The sequence below is a fragment of the Polaromonas glacialis genome (assembly GCF_000709345.1).
Taxonomy (GTDB): Bacteria; Pseudomonadota; Gammaproteobacteria; order Burkholderiales; family Burkholderiaceae_C; genus Polaromonas; species Polaromonas glacialis.
The window spans coordinates 3,490,808-3,506,834 of sequence record NZ_KL448323.1; the positions used below are offsets into that span (position 1 = coordinate 3,490,808).

16 protein-coding genes and 2 pseudogenes are annotated in these 16,027 nt (G+C 63.5%); 6 read left to right on the forward strand and 12 right to left on the reverse strand.

Annotation, left to right across the window (positions count from 1 at the left end; genetic code table 11):
• Positions 1-96 precede the first annotated feature (96 nt).
• The gene (gene putP, locus EC86_RS0117140; protein ID WP_029527020.1) at positions 97-1,587 is read left to right on the forward strand and encodes a sodium/proline symporter PutP; all 1,491 of its coding nucleotides are present in this window, start codon (positions 97-99) and stop codon (positions 1,585-1,587) included.
• Positions 1,588-1,598: 11 nt separating this feature from the next.
• On the opposite strand, the gene EC86_RS0117145 is transcribed toward putP, so the two are convergent.
• The 3 genes and pseudogenes from EC86_RS0117145 to aqpZ form a co-directional block, all read right to left on the reverse strand.
• A complete protein-coding gene (locus EC86_RS0117145; RefSeq protein WP_029527021.1) occupies positions 1,599-1,841 on the reverse strand; it encodes a DUF2061 domain-containing protein in 243 nt (80 codons plus the stop codon).
• 545 nt (positions 1,842-2,386) lie between these two features.
• Positions 2,387-2,833 (reverse strand): CBS domain-containing protein, encoded by a 447-nt coding sequence (locus EC86_RS0117150; RefSeq protein WP_029527022.1) that lies wholly within the window; start codon positions 2,831-2,833, stop codon positions 2,387-2,389.
• Positions 2,834-2,968: 135 nt separating this feature from the next.
• A pseudogene (gene aqpZ, locus EC86_RS26270) lies at positions 2,969-3,721 on the reverse strand (aquaporin Z).
• 371 nt (positions 3,722-4,092) lie between these two features.
• On the opposite strand from aqpZ, the gene EC86_RS0117160 reads away from it, so the two are divergent.
• Positions 4,093-4,443, forward strand: coding sequence for a TA system antitoxin ParD family protein (locus EC86_RS0117160; RefSeq protein WP_029527023.1), 351 nt, complete (start codon positions 4,093-4,095; stop codon positions 4,441-4,443).
• Positions 4,444-4,573: 130 nt separating this feature from the next.
• On the opposite strand, the pseudogene EC86_RS0117165 reads toward EC86_RS0117160, so the two are convergent.
• The 4 genes and pseudogenes from EC86_RS0117165 to EC86_RS0117180 all read right to left on the reverse strand — a co-directional run.
• Positions 4,574-4,759 (reverse strand): annotated as a pseudogene (locus EC86_RS0117165) (IS1380-like element ISCARN34 family transposase); the annotation flags it as partial.
• A gap of 13 nt (positions 4,760-4,772) precedes the next feature.
• Entirely contained in the window at positions 4,773-5,456 is a 684-nt protein-coding gene (locus EC86_RS0117170) for a hypothetical protein (RefSeq protein WP_029527025.1), read from the reverse strand.
• Positions 5,450-6,328 (reverse strand): biotin--[acetyl-CoA-carboxylase] ligase, encoded by an 879-nt coding sequence (locus tag EC86_RS0117175; RefSeq protein WP_029527027.1) that lies wholly within the window; start codon positions 6,326-6,328, stop codon positions 5,450-5,452. The genes EC86_RS0117170 and EC86_RS0117175 overlap by 7 nt, the downstream gene beginning before the upstream one ends.
• 53 nt (positions 6,329-6,381) lie before the next feature.
• Positions 6,382-6,876: an SET domain-containing protein gene (locus tag EC86_RS0117180; RefSeq protein ID WP_036772337.1), complete on the reverse strand. Its 495-nt coding sequence runs from the start codon at positions 6,874-6,876 to the stop codon at positions 6,382-6,384.
• 227 nt (positions 6,877-7,103) lie between these two features.
• Here EC86_RS0117180 and EC86_RS0117185 point away from each other — a divergent pair, with 227 nt between their 5' ends.
• Both EC86_RS0117185 and EC86_RS0117190 read left to right on the forward strand, forming a co-directional pair.
• Entirely contained in the window at positions 7,104-10,082 is a 2,979-nt protein-coding gene (locus EC86_RS0117185; RefSeq protein ID WP_029527029.1) for a DNA topoisomerase III, read from the forward strand.
• 314 nt (positions 10,083-10,396) lie between these two features.
• On the forward strand, positions 10,397-11,080 hold the full coding sequence (locus tag EC86_RS0117190; RefSeq protein ID WP_029527030.1) for a DUF4145 domain-containing protein: 684 nt from the start codon (positions 10,397-10,399) through the stop codon (positions 11,078-11,080).
• Positions 11,081-11,185: 105 nt separating this feature from the next.
• Here the strand turns inward: EC86_RS0117190 and EC86_RS30690 are convergent, their stop codons facing one another.
• The gene (locus tag EC86_RS30690) at positions 11,186-11,434 is read right to left on the reverse strand and encodes a hypothetical protein (protein WP_456299398.1); all 249 of its coding nucleotides are present in this window, start codon (positions 11,432-11,434) and stop codon (positions 11,186-11,188) included.
• A 30-nt stretch (positions 11,435-11,464) separates the two neighbouring features.
• Between EC86_RS30690 and EC86_RS0117195 the strand changes: the two genes are divergently transcribed.
• Complete coding sequence (locus EC86_RS0117195) at positions 11,465-11,746, forward strand: hypothetical protein (protein WP_029527031.1); 282 nt, start codon at positions 11,465-11,467, stop codon at positions 11,744-11,746.
• Positions 11,746-12,066: a hypothetical protein gene (locus EC86_RS0117200; RefSeq protein ID WP_029527033.1), complete on the forward strand. Its 321-nt coding sequence runs from the start codon at positions 11,746-11,748 to the stop codon at positions 12,064-12,066. The genes EC86_RS0117195 and EC86_RS0117200 overlap by 1 nt, the downstream gene beginning before the upstream one ends.
• Before the next feature lie 68 nt (positions 12,067-12,134).
• Here EC86_RS0117200 and EC86_RS0117205 read toward each other — a convergent pair whose 3' ends face one another.
• The 4 genes from EC86_RS0117205 to EC86_RS0117220 form a co-directional block, all read right to left on the reverse strand.
• Positions 12,135-13,508, reverse strand: a complete 1,374-nt coding sequence (locus EC86_RS0117205) for an aldehyde dehydrogenase family protein (protein WP_029527034.1) — start codon at positions 13,506-13,508, stop codon at positions 12,135-12,137.
• Entirely contained in the window at positions 13,505-14,308 is an 804-nt protein-coding gene (locus EC86_RS0117210; protein WP_029527035.1) for a gamma-glutamyl-gamma-aminobutyrate hydrolase family protein, read from the reverse strand. Before EC86_RS0117210 ends, EC86_RS0117205 begins: the two co-directional genes overlap by 4 nt.
• 82 nt (positions 14,309-14,390) lie before the next feature.
• A complete protein-coding gene (locus EC86_RS0117215) occupies positions 14,391-15,524 on the reverse strand; it encodes an iron-containing alcohol dehydrogenase (RefSeq protein ID WP_029527036.1) in 1,134 nt (377 codons plus the stop codon).
• Positions 15,521-16,027, reverse strand: coding sequence for a GNAT family N-acetyltransferase (locus EC86_RS0117220; RefSeq protein WP_029527038.1), 507 nt, complete (start codon positions 16,025-16,027; stop codon positions 15,521-15,523). The genes EC86_RS0117215 and EC86_RS0117220 overlap by 4 nt, the downstream gene beginning before the upstream one ends.

Sequence of the window (16,027 nt, forward strand, 5' to 3'; positions counted from 1 at the left end):
GCCGCCCCGCCCCCGGGGGCGCCCCGTCGCACCCTGCCTACCGGCGGGGCTGGCGCCCATTTTTTGACCTATCACGTCCACCTTGAGGAGACATTCATGAACTTCACCGATCCCACCGTGATCACCTTCGGCATCTACCTGTTTGCCATGCTGTTCATCGGCTTCCTGGGCTACCGGGGCACCGACAACCTCGACGACTACATCCTGGGCGGCCGCAGCCTGGGCAGCTTTGTCACGGCCCTGTCGGCCGGCGCTTCCGACATGAGCGGCTGGCTGCTGATGGGCCTGCCCGGCGCAATTTATTTGTCGGGCCTGAGCGAAGCCTGGATCGCCGTCGGCCTGATCGCCGGCGCCTACCTGAACTGGCGCTTCGTCGCGGCGCGGCTGCGGCTGTACACCGAGCGGGCCGGCAATGCGCTGACGCTGCCCGACTATTTCGCCAACCGCTTCGAGGACAAGGCGAACCTGCTGCGCATCCTGACCACCGTGGTGATCCTGGTGTTCTTCACCGTCTATTGCGCCTCGGGCGTGGTCGCCGGCGCGCGCTTGTTCGAGAACATGTTCGGCCTGCCTTACCAGACCGCGCTGTGGGTCGGCGCCGCCTGCACCATCGCCTATGTGTTCATCGGCGGCTTTCTGGCCGTGAGCTGGACCGACACCATCCAGGCTTCCTTGATGATCACCGCGCTGATCGTCGCGCCGGTGGTGGGCTATTTCGCCGTGACCGGCAACCTGCAGCCGGCGCAGTCGATCGCCGACCTGATGGAGCCGGCCAAGCTCGACATGATGAAAGGCGCCTCGTTCGTCGGCATCGTTTCGCTGATGGCCTGGGGCCTGGGCTACTTCGGTCAGCCGCACATCCTGGTGCGCTTCATGGCGGCTGAATCGGTGGCGACGATTCCGGCCGCGCGCCGCATCAGCATGACCTGGATGATTTTGTGCCTGGGCGGCGCGGTGGCGGTCGGCTTCATCGGCATTCCCTACTTTCTGGCGCACCCGGATGGCGCGGCGGCGGTGAACGCCAATTCCGAAACCGTGTTCATCGAAATGGCCAAGCAGCTGTTCAACCCCTGGGTCGCCGGCGTGCTGCTGGCCGCCATCCTGGGCGCCGTGATGAGCACGCTGTCATGCCAGCTGCTGGTCTGCTCCAGCGCGCTGACCGAGGACATCTACCGCACCTTCCTGCGCAAGAACGCCGGCCAGACCGAACTGGTGTGGGTCGGCCGCGCGATGGTGATGCTCATTTCGCTGGTCGCCATCGGCATCGCCAGCAACCCCGAAGCCAAGGTGCTCGGCATGGTCAGCTATGCCTGGGCCGGTTTTGGCGCAGCTTTTGGGCCGGTCATCATCCTGTCGCTGTTCTGGTCACGCATGACGCGCAACGGCGCGCTGGCCGGCATTGTGGTGGGCGCGGTGACGGTCGTGCTCTGGAAGCAGGGCGGCTGGTTCGGCCTGTACGAGATCGTTCCCGGCTTCGTCCTGGCCTGGCTTGCCGCCGTGATCGTGAGCCGCCTCGGCCAGCCTTCGGCCACCATGCTGGAAAAGCACCGGGCGGTGGAAACCGAGCTGGCCAAGGCCTTCGCCTGAGGCGGCAAGCCTCAGGACGAGGCCGCTGACAGGCCGGGCGACGCCTGGTCTGTCCGGCCCCAGCGCTGCCAGGCTTTTTCATGGAAGAAAAAGGCAAAGGCCTGCACCGTGGGTTCGAGCAGGCTGAGCGTCAGCGACAGCAGGAAGTCGCCGGTGACCGCATAGGCCACCAGGGCGGCGACCGTGACGTGCAGCAGGTAATAGGTTCCGGTCTTTTTCAGAGCCGGCAAATTGTCACGGGCAAGCTGGGTCATGGTTTCTCCTTCAGTTTTATAGTCAAAAAATGCCTTTTGCGCACTATCCACCATTGCAGGCAGCTATCAAAAAAGTAGCTGATATGGCGCAGTGCTCTGGCGTTCTGGTCAGGTCATCCGCAGTTATCAATAGCTTTAAAGCATCAATCAAGTATTATTAATAATAATATTTGACTATGCAAAAGACCAGTTGGATTTGCCTAAGCCAGCCATAGCCAAGGCATTTTTTCTGCTGGATCTGGCAACGGCCATGGCGTCGAATCGCCGGACAACAGCATGTCCCCTTTTTTTTGTCATTGCGGGCCTGACCCGCAATCCATCCATGCGCAGTCAAAGGTGCGCTGAATTCAGGCCGCTGCCTGGCTGCAGCTTGGTTGGGGTGCTGTGGATTGCGGGTCAGGCCCGCAATGACAGGGGGAAAAGACGCTTCAAGAATGAACGGAGTGCTTGCATTTTTTATGCAAAATACCGCGTTTGCGCAGGCTGAACGTGCGCATGCAGCTCCTTTTTCAAGAGCATGAACTCCCCGCGCCTGCTGCGGCGAATCAGGGGCTGGTGCGGTCCGGTTCGGCGGGCGAGGAGATGTCGCCCAGCGAATTGGCCACGTCCACATCGCCGTCCGGGCCCTTGGCGGCAATGTCGCCGAGCGACACGATGCCGATCAGCCGTTTTTGCTGGTCCACCACCGGCATGCGGCGGATCTGGTTCATCCCCATCGTGCCAAGGGTGTCGTCCAGGTCGTCGTCTTCGCGGGCGGTGCGCACATGGGTGCTCATCACGTCGGCCAGCGTCGCCGTGCCGGCGTCGAGTCCCTGGGCCACGCCGCGCACCACGATGTCGCGGTCCGTCACCATGCCAACCAGCTGGTCACCCTCGCAAACCGGAATCACGCCCACGTTCAGCTCTTCCATGGCCTGCGCGGCGAGCAGGATGGTGTCGGTCGGGCGCAGGCTGCGTGGATTGCGGGTCATGACGTCGGAAACAGTGCTCATCGGAAGACTCCTTGCATTGAACCGGCGGGTTGCCGGTGCTGGCAGCAAGCTTAGGGGGTCCGCCAGGCCTGGCTATCAGCCGCAGCGCAAGCTGGCGTAGGACGGCAGCGCGCCGGCCCGCTCATGCCTTTTTCGTCACCTCGATTTCGCCAGCTGGCTGGTGTTGGCCGGTCCCTCGATGCCCGCCGCCAGGCTGCGTTCGCCGCTGACCAGCCGGTACACCACGCCCGCCGCGCCCGCGCCGAGCAAGGGGGCGACCCAGAACAGCCACAGCTGCGACAGCGCCCAGTCGCCGACAAAGAACGCCGGGCCGGTGCTGCGCGCCGGGTTGACCGAGGTGTTGGTGACCGGAATGCTGATCAGGTGGATCAGCGTCAGCCCCAGGCCGATGGCAATCGGCGCAAAGCCGCTGGGCGCGCGCTCGCCGGTCGCGCCCATGATGATCATGAGGAAAAAGAAGGTCATCACGAACTCGGTCACCAGCGCGGCCGTCATCGTGCAGCCGCCCGGCGAATGCTCGCCCTAGCCGTTGGAGGCCAGCCCGCCGCTGAGGTCAAAGCCCGCCTTGCCGCTGGCGATCAGGTACAGCACGCCGGCCGCCGCGATGGCGCCGACCACCTGGGCCAGGGCATACGGCAACAGGTCTTTAGCCTTGAACCGGCCGCCAATGACCAGGCCAAAGGACACGGCCGGGTTCAGGTGGCAGCCCGAGACATGGCCCAGCGCAAAGGCCATGGTCAGCACGGTCAGGCCAAAGGCCAGCGACACCCCGGTCAGGCCGATGCCCACGCCCGGAAAGGCCGCCGCGATCACGGCACTGCCGCAACCCCCGAGCACCAGCCAGAAAGTGCCGAAGAACTCGGCGGCGAGTCGATTGGACAAAGGCATTTTTCTCTCCCGAAGTTTGAAGATGGAGGGACCCAAGGCAAGTGGCGCGCAGGCCGGTTTGCCCGAAAAAGAATACGGCTTTTGCCTTTTACGGAACAGGCTGGCCGGGGTGAACGCCGTAGCGCCCAGGCAACGCCGGGCGGCGAAATCCAGGGCGGCATGCGGCGCCAGACCCTGGTTTCTCGCCTGTCAACGACCGTGAGGAGGGGTGAAAACAAGCGCGGGCCGGGCTTACAAATCAAAGTGGCCTTCACCGCAGTGTTGGGCTCCGCTGGTTACCTTGCGTCTTTGCTTTTTTTGACCGGTTTCCGGCATGGCATTCTTGATGTCCGGTCCTGATTGGCGCAATTTGCGCCAATCAGGTGATTTTCATGGCATCACCATCCACCGGTTTTTCATCCGTCAAACTTCCCGCCGCCCTGGTGCAGCAGGCCCGCGAGGCGGCCCAGCCGCTGCGCCGCCCGGTTGCCGGCCAGGTCGAATACCGGGCCATGCCGGGCCGCATCGTCGAGCATTCCGGCCTGACGGCGCAAGAAGCGCAGGCGGCGATCGAGGGCTATGAGGCGGCGGCCAAAGAAGTACGCCAAAAAGCGCCCGATTCGCTGGAAGCAATCAAGATGCGGGTTCTCGCGGCCAGCACCAACGGGGTCTTGCAAGCGAATATCCGCGCCGTGGTTGAAGGAAACTGCCAGCAGGCCGCCGCGCAGCGGGCAGTTGCTTGAGCCAGCCCATTGGGTGGCGCTGTGCGAGAGGGCGCGGACGACTGTGCTGGTGTATGAGCTGCCGCCGCTGTCTTGATCTGCCCGTAATGGCGCTTAAACACCGCTAAGCCGCCATCACTTTCGCCCAAGCCCACAATCCAGCGCCGGCGTGCTTGACCATGCGCGCGGCCTTCAACATCATCTCCTGCATCACGGTCCTGATGCGGCGGCGTTTGGCGGCATGACGCACCGGAGAATTAGGCTCGTTCAAGGTGTTTTGCCCAATCAGATGCAGCAAGTTCATCGCCAGTGCCGCGAGTTGGCACACCAGGTAGTTGGCCTACACCGCTCTACGCGCAGTCCTGGACCGCCTTGCCCGCCAGCAGCGGCTTGAGCGCGTCAAGCCGCGTTCGCATGGCGGCATCGGCCGCCGGCAGTCTCAGCCACAGGCTGGGCAGTTCGGGGCGTTCGAGCATCACCTTCGCGCTGCGCAGGCCGCGCTGGTTCATCTGCGCCAGGGCCGCTTCAGCCTCGTCTTTCGAGGCAAAACTGCCCAGTGACAGCCCGGGGTTGAGCATCGGGCTCAGGGGCGGCTCGAACGGCAGTCCCAGCTGCTCAAGCATCTGGCGCTTGCGGTTCATCGCTGCCTTGCTGATGTACTTGCCCATGTAGATGATCCAGCGGACCGAGTCGCCGCTGCTTTCAAAAGACCAGCTGCCTTCGGGCAGGCCGGCCTTCAGGCGCGGGCGCAGCGTGCGCGCCTGCCGTTCGGTGAACACGCCAACCTGCAGGCAGGACACGCCGGCGGGAAGCGCGGGCGGCGCCTGGACGGCGGCGCTGGCCGTCATCGGAGGCGAGGGCGCCGGCACGGCGGGCAGGACCAGCTGCATCGCCTCGGGCCGGATCTGCTGCGCCAGCCGTTCGGGTTCGGACTGCCGGGCCGGCGCCAGGCCATAGGCCGCCAGCAGGCCCTGGCCCCAGGCGAAATACAGCGCATTGGCCAGCAGCAGCGCCAGGGCGATGGCCCTCAGCATGACGGCTTGCCGCAGGCCACGGGCCGGACGCTGACTTCGGCGCTGGTGACTTCGACCATGCCGCCAGCGGTATGCACGCGCAGCGCGCCGTTGTCGGCAACGCCGTGGGCCGTGCCCTGCGTTCCGTCTGACAGCTTCACGATGCGGCCGGCGAGTACGTCGCGCGCTGCGAACCGCTCCTGGAAGGGTTCGAAGCCGAACTGCGCGAAACCCTGCACCGCCTGCACCAGCGCCGGCACGATGCGCAGCAGCGCTTCGGGCGCGTCCAGGCCGCTGTCCAGTTCCTGCAAGCCGCCAGGCGCCACCACAGCCGCCCCCACCGGGGCCGAATCAGCCAGCGGCACGGCCCGGATGTTGATGCCCACGCCGATGACCAGGCAGCGCAGGCCGTCCCAGCTGGCCGTCTCGACCAGGATGCCGCCCAGCTTGCGCTCGCCTTCCGGCGTGGACAGCCACAGGTCGTTGGGCCATTTCAGGCCGATTCGAGGCCTGGCGGCATGGCGCGCCTGGCCGGCTTCAGGCGGGTCCAGGCTTTCGGCCACGCTGATGCCGACCGCCAGCGACAGGCCGGACCAGTCCGCCGGCGCCAAAGGCAGGCCAAGCGAGAAGGTCAAGCTGTCGCCGCGCCGGCTTTGCCAGCTGCGGCCCAGCCGGCCGCGCCCGGCGCTTTGCTGCTCGGCCACCAGCAGCACCGGTTCAAGCTGCGGCGGCATGCCGGGGCCGCCCTTGAAGCGGCGCATCAGCTCGCTGTTGGTCGAATCGATCCCGGGCAGCACCTCGACCGTGAAGCCCGGCAGGTCGGGCGCCACCGCTTCCCAGATGGCTTCGGCGGGCCAGCGGATCGGCGGGGGGGAAGGCAATGGCGAGGTCATGGGCGGGCGGCGGGAAAAGGGTGGGAAGGACGATTCAGGCAGGCCGCGCAGGCTCAGCCTTGGGCGCTTTTGCGTGTTTTTTTTCTGGCCTTGGGCGCCAGCAAGGTGCCCCGGCAGTTGCCGGCGCCGCACCAGCAGGGGTAGTCGGCCAGCAGCTTGGGCGTGTAGCGCGCGTCAATCACCAGGCCGTAGTCATAGAAAAGTTCCTCGCCGGCCGCGATATTGCGCAGCGCCTTGATGAACACCCGCCCGTTTTCTTCATCGGCCTCGCAGTTCGGCTGGCAGCTGTGGTTGATCCAGCGCGACGAGTTGCCGCCGACCTTGGCATCAATCACGCGGCCGTCGTCTATGTGGAAGTAAAACGTGTGGTTCGGCTGCGCCGGGTCGTGCGGATGGCGGCGCAGCGCCTCGGGCCAGCTGATGACCTCGCCCGTGTACTCGATCAGCGTCTCGCCTTCGGCCAGGTCCTGCAAGGCAAACACGCCCTTGCCATGCACGCCCGAGCGCCGCGTCTGGATGCGGCGCTTGTCGCTGCCAGCCTCAGGCATTGCAGGGTAAGCAGGGACCTGTTTTTTGGGCACGGCGGTTTTTTGGTATGGTTAATTCATGTGTGTGCGTGCGCACCGGCGCGCATGCCTGCGCGAGGAAGCGGTATTGTAGTGACGGACCTTGGCCCGTGGCTGACAGCCGTTTTCTTGCCCCAGAAATTGAAAAGCCGCTTTGGCGCAAACCGGGGACCACGTTCCCCGAAGATGAAAAGTCAGAAGAAGTATTTATGAAAACACTGGTAATTGCCGAAAAACCTTCGGTGGCGCAAGACATCGTGCGCGCCCTCACGCCCACGGCGGGCAAGTTCGACAAGCACGACGAATACTTTGAAAGCGACGACTGGGTCATCACCTCGGCCGTCGGCCATCTGGTCGAGATCCAGGCGCCCGAGGAATTCGACGTAAAACGCGGCAAGTGGAGCTTTGCCAACCTGCCGGTGATCCCGCCGTACTTTGACCTCAAACCGATGGACAAGACCAAGACGCGGCTCAACGCCATCGTCAAGCTGACCAAGCGAAAAGACGTGGGCGCGCTGGTCAACGCCTGCGACGCGGGCCGCGAGGGCGAGCTGATCTTCCGGCTGATCCAGCAGTACGCCAAGAGCAAACACCCGATCAAGCGGCTGTGGCTGCAGTCGATGACGCCCGCCGCCATCCGCGACGGCTTTGCGTCCTTGCGCAGCGACGCGCAGATGCTGCCGCTGGCCGACGCAGCGCGCTGCCGCTCCGAGGCCGACTGGCTGGTCGGCATCAACGGCACGCGCGCCATGACGGCATTCAATTCGCGCGACGGCGGCTTCTTCCTGACCACGGTCGGCCGGGTGCAGACGCCGACACTGTCGGTGGTCGTCGAGCGCGAGGAAAAAATCCGCAAGTTCGTCTCTAGAGACTACTGGGAAATCCACGCGCTGTTTTCCGCCGAGGCGGGCGAATACCCGGGCAAATGGTTCGACCCGAAGTGGAAGCGCGCGGCCGCCAATGCCGCCAATGGCGAAGGCGCGGAACCCGACCCCGAACTGAAGGCCGACCGGCTCTGGACCGAGCGCGATGCCAAGGCGATTGCCGACGCGGTGCGCGGCCAGACCGCCACGGTGACCGAGGAATCCAGGCCGACCAGCCAGGCCGCCGGCCTGCTGTTCGACTTGACTTCTTTGCAGCGCGAAGCCAACGGCAAGTTCGGCTTTTCGGCCAAGACCACGCTGTCGATTGCGCAGAGCCTGTACGAGCGGCACAAGGCGCTGACCTATCCGCGTACCGACTCGCGCGCGCTGCCCGAGGACTATGTGCCGGTGGTCAAGCAGACTTTTGAAATGCTGGCCAACAGCGCCATGCGCCACCTGGCGCCGCATGCGGCCACGGCGCTCAAGGGCAACTACGTCAAGCCGACCAAGCGCATTTTCGACAATGCCAAGGTCAGCGACCACTTTGCCATCATCCCGACGCTGCAGGCGCCCAGCGGCCTGTCCGACGCCGAGCAAAAGCTCTACGACTTGGTGGTGCGCCGCTTCATGGCGGTGTTTTTCCCGAGCGCCGAATACCTGGTGACGACGCGCATTTCGGTGTCGGTCGGCCACAGCTTCAAAACTGAAGGAAAAGTGCTCATCAAGCCGGGCTGGCTGGCGATCTACGGCAAGGAAGCCGCCGACGAGGTGGCCGACGCCAAGGAAGGCGACAAGGGCCAGAGCCTGGTGCCGGTCAAGCCCGGCGAGCGCGTCGGTGTCGAATCGGCCGATGCCAAGGGCCTGAAGACCCGCCCGCCCGCGCGCTACAGCGAAGCGACGCTGCTCGGCGCGATGGAAGGCGCCGGCAAGACGATTGACGACGACGAGCTGCGCGAAGCCATGCAGGAAAAAGGCCTGGGCACGCCGGCCACGCGCGCCGCCACCATCGAGGGCCTGATCGCTGAGAAATACATGCTGCGCGAAGGCCGCGAGCTGATCCCGACGGCCAAGGCCTTCCAGCTCATGACGCTGCTGCGCGGCCTGGATGTGCAGGAACTGTCCAAGGCCGAACTGACCGGTGAATGGGAATACAAGCTGGCGCAGATGGAGCAGGGCAAGCTCAGCCGCGAGACCTTCATGGCCGAGATTGCCACCATGACCGAGCGCCTGGTGGCCAAGGCCAAGGGCTACAGCCGCGACAGCATTCCGGGCGACTATGCGACGCTGCAGGCGCGCTGTCCGAACTGCGGCGGCCTGATCCGGGAAAACTACCGCCGCTATGCCTGCGTCGGCAACACCGACAGCGGCGAGGGCTGCGGCTTCAGCTTCGGCAAGACGCCCGCCGGCCGGACCTTTGAGCTGGCGGAGGTCGAGCAATTCCTGCGTGACCGCAAGATTGGCCCGCTGGAGGGTTTCCGCTCCAAGGCGGGCTGGCCGTTCACCGCCGAGATGGTCATCAAGTTCGACGAGGAAACGAAGAACTACAAGCTCGAATTCGATTTTGGCGACGACAAGAAGGAAGATAGCGGCGAGATCATCGATTTTGGCGACCAGGTTTCTCTGGGCGCGTGTCCTAAGTGCGCCGGCGCCGTGTACGAACTGGGCAAAAACTACGTCTGTGAAAAGTCGGTGTCCACGCTCGACCAGCCCGTTCCAAGCTGCGACTTCAAGACCGGCCAGGTGATCTTGCAGCAGCCCATCGAGCGCGAGCAGATGGGCAAACTGCTGGCCACCGGCAAGACCGACCTGCTCGACAAGTTTGTCTCAATGCGCACGCGCCGCGCCTTCAAGGCCATGCTGGTCTGGGACAAGGAAGCTGGCAAGGTGAATTTCGAGTTTGCGCCGTCCAAGTTCCCGCCCAAGCCGGGCGCCATCGCCAGGGCTGCTACCGGCACGGTGAAGACGCCGTTCGGCAAGACCGTGGCCGCCAAGTCGGCCGCGGCGCCGGCGGCGAAAAAAGCGGCGGTCAAGAAGGTCGCCGCCAAGAAAGTCGCGGTGAAAACCGACAAGCCCAAGGTCGCCCGCAAGACCACGCCAGGCGCCGGCCTCAAGCCCAGCGACGCGCTGGCCGCCGTGATCGGCACCGAGCAGGTGGCACGCCCGCAGGTCATCAAGAAGCTGTGGGACTACATCAAGGAACAAAACCTGCAGGACCCGGCCAACAAGCGCTCGATCAATGCCGACGCCAAACTGCTGCCGGTCTTCGGCAAACCGCAGGTGACGATGTTCGAACTGGCCGGGATCGTGGGCAAGCATTTGAGCTGACGGCTTGGGTGGAAGCTGGCAGCTATTTTTTTGATAGCTGCCTGCTCAAGCCGGACGTGCATAAGAGCGGGTTTTGATGCTGAAAAGAATTCAATCGGAATCCAGCCCCGCTTTCTACCTCATGTTTTGGTGAGGATTGCGCTGGATGTGGATTCAGCCAATTTTATAAATTGCCGGTTTTTTTGCTATTTTTAATGGAGCAAACTATTTAGGTGGGTCGAGTGGGAATGCCAGTTTTTATAGTTAAAGTTGCCACGTTATACCGCAGTATCTTGCGGTATACATTACGTTAGCTGTCACCGAACCAATACCTCATGGCCAACTTCAATTGGAATTGTCCACACTGCGAACGCGCTGTCACCATCACTGACGAGCGCCTGTCCAACGATCGCCACACCTTGGGCATAGAGAACGCCGAAGGCAGACGGTCCTTCGTTTCCCGGTTCTTTGTCTGTCCAAATCCCGACTGCAAGCGGTTTACGCTCACGGCGACTCTTTGTGAAAGTACATGGCAGAACGGTGGAGAAAGAGTGGGCACTGCCATTCAACATTGGAACCTGATACCTGACTCCAGGGCGAAGAACTTTCCCGACTACATCCCGAAGGCCATCCTCGATGACTATCGTGAGGCGTGCCTTATTAGAGACCTAAGCCCGAAAGCGTCCGCGACGCTCTCGCGCCGCTGCCTTCAAGGGATGATCCGCGACTTCTGGAAAGTCAAGCCAGGCCGGCTAGTAGACGAGATCTCCGCGATTCAACCTCATGTAGACCCACTGACCTGGGATGCCATCGAGGCGGTCCGCAAGATTGGAAACATCGGTGCACATATGGAGAGGGACATTGACATCATCGTCGATGTGGATCCGAACGAAGCCAACCTGCTCATCGAACTGATCGAAACGCTTATGCGTGAGTGGTACATCAACCGCGAAGAGCGCCGTGCGAGGATGGGCCATCTGGTCGCCGCAGCCGCAGCCAAGAAGCCACCATCGCAGTGACGCTAACCCATCATTCCAGCGGACCGCCTCCGGCGGCCGCTGAATTCAAACGTTAGGACGCTCAAATGAAGGCTGTTACTTACCTTGTTTAATCTGGGTCAGATTTCAATTAAAGCCCAGCGATGCGTTTGCTGCTGTGATCGGCACCGAGCAGTGTACCGTCCGCAAGACATTTAAAAGCTGTGAAACTACATCAAGGCCCAAAACCTGCAAGACCCTGCCATCAAACGGTCGATTAATGTTGATACCAAACTGCTGGCGGTGTTCGGCAAGCCGCCCAGCCAATCCTGCATCACGCGCATCTTGCAGTCTTGACTGCCAGCAACAAGAAACTAAAATTTGTTGGTGCTGCACTAAAGTAGCGTTGCACCAAGGAGCAAACCCATGCCAGCCATCGTTTCTACCCCCATCGTCAAAGTCATCGGTGCCAACGGGCAAATCTCCCTCGGCAAACAGTTTGCCGGTCGTCAAGTGCTGGTCGAGGAACAGGAGGCCGGCGTTTGGCTGATTCGCACTGCCACGGTAATTCCTGACAATGAACGCTGGCTGCACGAACCGCAAGCTGCTGCAGACTTGTCCCGTGCCTTGGAATGGTCCATGCAACACCCCGCCACGGACGCTGAAACGGACGCTATTTTGCTTGCAGCCGCCTCTGAAAAAAGCTGATGGGTGCAACAGATGCCTTGGTGCGACTTGATCTGAACAACCCGGTTTTTCAGGAACAACTGTTCGCCCTGCAAAAGCCGGAACGTCACGCAGCCATTGATACCCTGAAAAAAATCAGGCAGTTGAGCTGGGGCCAGCTCTATCGTGACAAGGGATTGAAGTGGGAAAAAATTGTCAGCGTGAAGCCGCCGCAGGGTATTGACGCGGTTTATTCGTTGCGGATCACCCAATCACGACGCTGCATGGCTTACCGCGAGGGGGATTTCATCCGCTTGCTAACCGTGGCCCCTGACCATGACAGCACTTATGGGAAGAAATGACTGCCGCGCCCGGAACAGGTGTTCAAGCAGCCTGCTTCCATTTTCAGCAGTCCGCCCGCTGCGACTTTTCAGGAGCGCCGCAAATGCCAGGCCTTGGGCCGGGTAAATGCCTGGATGCCGTAGGTGGACAGCGTCAGCCCCAGCCCGGAATCGCCACAGCCGCTCCACGGCAGGCGCGGGCTGACGCGGTCGCAGCAGTTCCAGTACACGCTGCCGGCGTTGACTTGCGCCAGCAACCGGCGGGCGCGTGCCCCGTCGGGCGTGAAGACGCCGGCGGTCAGGCCGTAGCGGCTGTCGTTCATCAGCGCCACCGCTTCGTCGTCGCCCGAGACTTTCTGGATGCCGATGAGCGGGCCGAAGCTTTCCTCCCGCATCAGTTCCATGGCGTGGCTGACATTTGAAAAGACCGTCGGCGCGTACCAGTTGCCCGGTCCGCTCAAGCGATGCCCGCCGGTCAGCAAGGTCGCGCCCTGGGCCAAGGCATCGGCCACCTGCGCATCGAGCACCTCAAGCTGCGGCGCGCGGGTGATGGCGCCGATGTAGGTGTCGTCATGCATCGGGTCGCCGACCTTGAAGGCCTTGACCGTGGCCACGAAGGCATCGACGAACGCGTCGTGGATGCGTTCATGCACATAGATGCGCTCGACCGAGCAGCAGCTCTGGCCGGTGTTGTACATCGCGCCATCGGCCAGCGATGCGGCGGCGTTCCGGACATTGGCGTCCTCGCAGACATAGGTCGGGTCCTTGCCGCCGAGTTCGAGTTGCAGCTTGAGCAGGCGCGGCCCCAGCGCCTGGGCAATCTTCACGCCGGTGGCATGCGAGCCGGTGAAGAACAGGCCGTCGATCTTTTGCGCCAGCAAGGTGGCGCCGACCTCGCCGCCGCCGATCAGCGCCGTGAACACATCGACAGGCACACCCGCCGCATGCAGCAGGCGGGCGATAGCCAGTCCGGTCATGGCGGCATGTTCGGACGGCTTGTAGAGCACCGCATTGCCGGTCAGCAGCGCCGGGATGAACACGTTGCCGCCGACAAACCACGGGTAGTTCCAGGCCGAGATGTTGGCCACCACGCCCAGCGGCAGGTGCTCGATCTGCTCGGTCATGCCGCCGTCGCTGAAGACGGTTTGCGTCGCCGTGGCAGCCCCGGCTTGTGCCAGAAAGAAGTCGATGCGCGCCAGCAGGCCGTTCAGTTCGTTGCGCGACATGCTGATGGGCTTTCCGGTTTCTAGCGTCATGATGAACGCCAATGACTCCAGTTCGGCCATGATGCCAGCGCGAAAGCATTCGATGCAAGCTTTACGTTTGGCCAAAGGCAAGGCGGCCCACGCCGGCTGGGCGGCGCGCGCCCGGACGGCCTTGGCGGCCACAGACGACGCATCGTCTGCCGGCAGTTCGGTGACCAGCTCGCCGGTGGCGGGGTTGTGGACGGCGAGCCGGTTCATGATCCGGCGGCGCGTGCGGTTTTGGCGGCCGCCACGGCGCCGAGAAAGTCCTTCAGCACCGCGCCGTCGTCAATCGTGTCCGAGCCGGGCTTGTGGAATTCGGGGTGCCACTGCAGCGCGGCAATATAGCTTTTGGCCGGATCCTTGCGGCGTATCGCCTCGACGATGCCGTCGGTCACGCTGAAGGCTTCGGCCTCGAACTCTGGCGACAGGTCCTTGATGGCCTGGTGGTGGATGCTGTTGACGCGCACCCGCTCGACGCCGGGGTACAGGCGCGACAGCTGCGTGCCGGGAACGATGTCCACGCTGTGGAAGTTCAGGTCGTAGGTGTCGGCGTCGCGATGCACGAAGGAGTCCGGCACCTGCGTCGTGATGTCCTGGTAGAGGGTTCCGCCAAAGGCCACGTTGAGCAGCTGCAGGCCCCGGCACACGCCGAACACCGGCTTGCCGAGTGCCTCGAAGGCGGCGACCAGCGCCTTGTCGTACTCGTCGCGCACCTTGTCGCCCGACCAGCGGTCTTCCAGCGGCATCTCGCCATAGCTGCCGGGCCAGACGTCGGCGCCGCCGTGCAGCACCAGGCCGTCGAGCCATTGGGCGTAATGCGCATAGGTCACGTCGCCGCGCTGGGTACTGCCGGTCGGGCAGGGCACCATCACGACCATCGAGCCGGAGGACATGAGCCAGTGGGCAATCGACTGCTCGACATACTGCAGCGTCTTGCCCGAGAAAAGCGAACGTGTCGGGTCGGCATGGGAAAAACACGCGGAAAGACCAATTTTCAAACGGCTGGAGGCGGGCATGATTTTTTCTTGGTGAGAGGAGGAGGACTATTTTTTTGGAATTCACAAACGCTGCCACCGATTTGGGTGCCAGGCCGCGTCCTCACAAGGCGGCGTTGAACAGTTTTTCAAAATCGGCCGCGCTGCAAGGCCGGGGATTGGTCTGGTGGCAGATGTCGGCTGTGGCAATCTCGACCAGCCGGGGCAATTGCGCGGCCTTGACGCCGTGGCCCGACAAGGTGCCGCCCAGGCCGATGCTGCTTTTAAGCTGCCGCAGCCATGGCACCAGCGCCTCGCCGCCGCCTCTCAAGCCGCAGACATGCGCCAGTTCGTCAAACTTGGCGGGCGCCGCCTCATGGTTCCAGGCCAGCACCGTGTCGATCATCAAGGCATTGGCCAGGCCATGGTGCATGTCGCAGACCGCGCCCAGCGCATGCGCGCAGGAATGCACCGCGCCCAGGTCTTTCTGGAAGGCAATCGCGCCCATCATCGAGGCCATCATCATGTCGCTGCGCGCGGCCAGGTTGCCGGGCTCGCTGACGGCGGTGTGCAGCGCGCGCGCCGCAATGCGCGTGCCCTCCAGCGCAATGCCGTCGCACAGCGGATGCCAGGCCGGCGACAGGTAGCTTTCGATGTTGTGCGTCAGCGCGTCCATGCCGGTGGCGGCCGTGACATGCGCCGGCAGGCCGAGCGTGAGTTCGGGGTCGGCAAACACCGCACTGGCCATCAGCCGGGGGCTGAACACCACGCGCTTGAGGTGCGTGTCGTCCTCGCTGATGACGCTGGAGCGGCCGACTTCCGATCCGGTGCCTGCCGTCGTCGGCAGGGCGATGAAATACGGCAGTTCGCCTTCGATGGCCCGTGCCTGCGGATGGTCCCAGGCGTAGTCCAGGATGTCGCCCGCGCCTGTGGCGGCCAGGCCGGTGACCTTGGCCACGTCGAGCGCCGCGCCGCCGCCAAAGCCGATCACGCAGTCGGCCATGTGCGCCTGGTAGGCGGCGCTGGCCGCGATGACCTGACTGCGGGTCGGGTTGCCGAAAACGCCGTCAAACACTCCGATTTCCAGGCCGTCCAGGTGCGTCAGGAATTCAGCCATCACCGGCAGCGCGGCCAGCGCCCGGTCGGTGACGACCAGCGGGCGCCCGTAACCGGCCTGCCGCAGGTGCGCTGCCACCTGTTTGCGCGCGCCAAGACCGAAATGGATGGGCGTGGGAAAGGAAAAGGTGGTGATGCTCATAAGGCCTTGAGTTGAAGGAACATGTGCTGCTTGCCGAATGAAACGCCATCGACCCGGATGGCGTCGGGCTCCATGCCGAAAGATGCAAAACCGGCGTTTTCGTAAAGCCTGCAGGCGGGCCGGTTGCCATCGGTCACGGTCAGGATGACGAGTTCGATGCCGCAGGCTCTGGCATCGCGCACCACCGTTTCCACCAGCGCGTGGCCCAGGCCGAGTCCGGTGAATTCATTGGCCACGTACAGGCCGACCAGCGCGGCCTTGTGGCGGTTCCTGGAGCGTGTTTCACGGCTCAGGCCAACCATGCCGGCCATGACGCCGTCAACAAACACGCCCCAGAGTTTTTCCGTGCCGGCTGCGGCCAGCCGCCGTTCGGTGTCCAGCAGCGGGCGCAGGCTTTCTTCCTCGAAGCTCGACGTGAAGGCGTCCGGATGCTCGCGCAGGCCGCGCAGGCGAAAGGCGCGGTACACGGGCGCATCGGAAATCAGTAAGGGGCGTATGTGCAT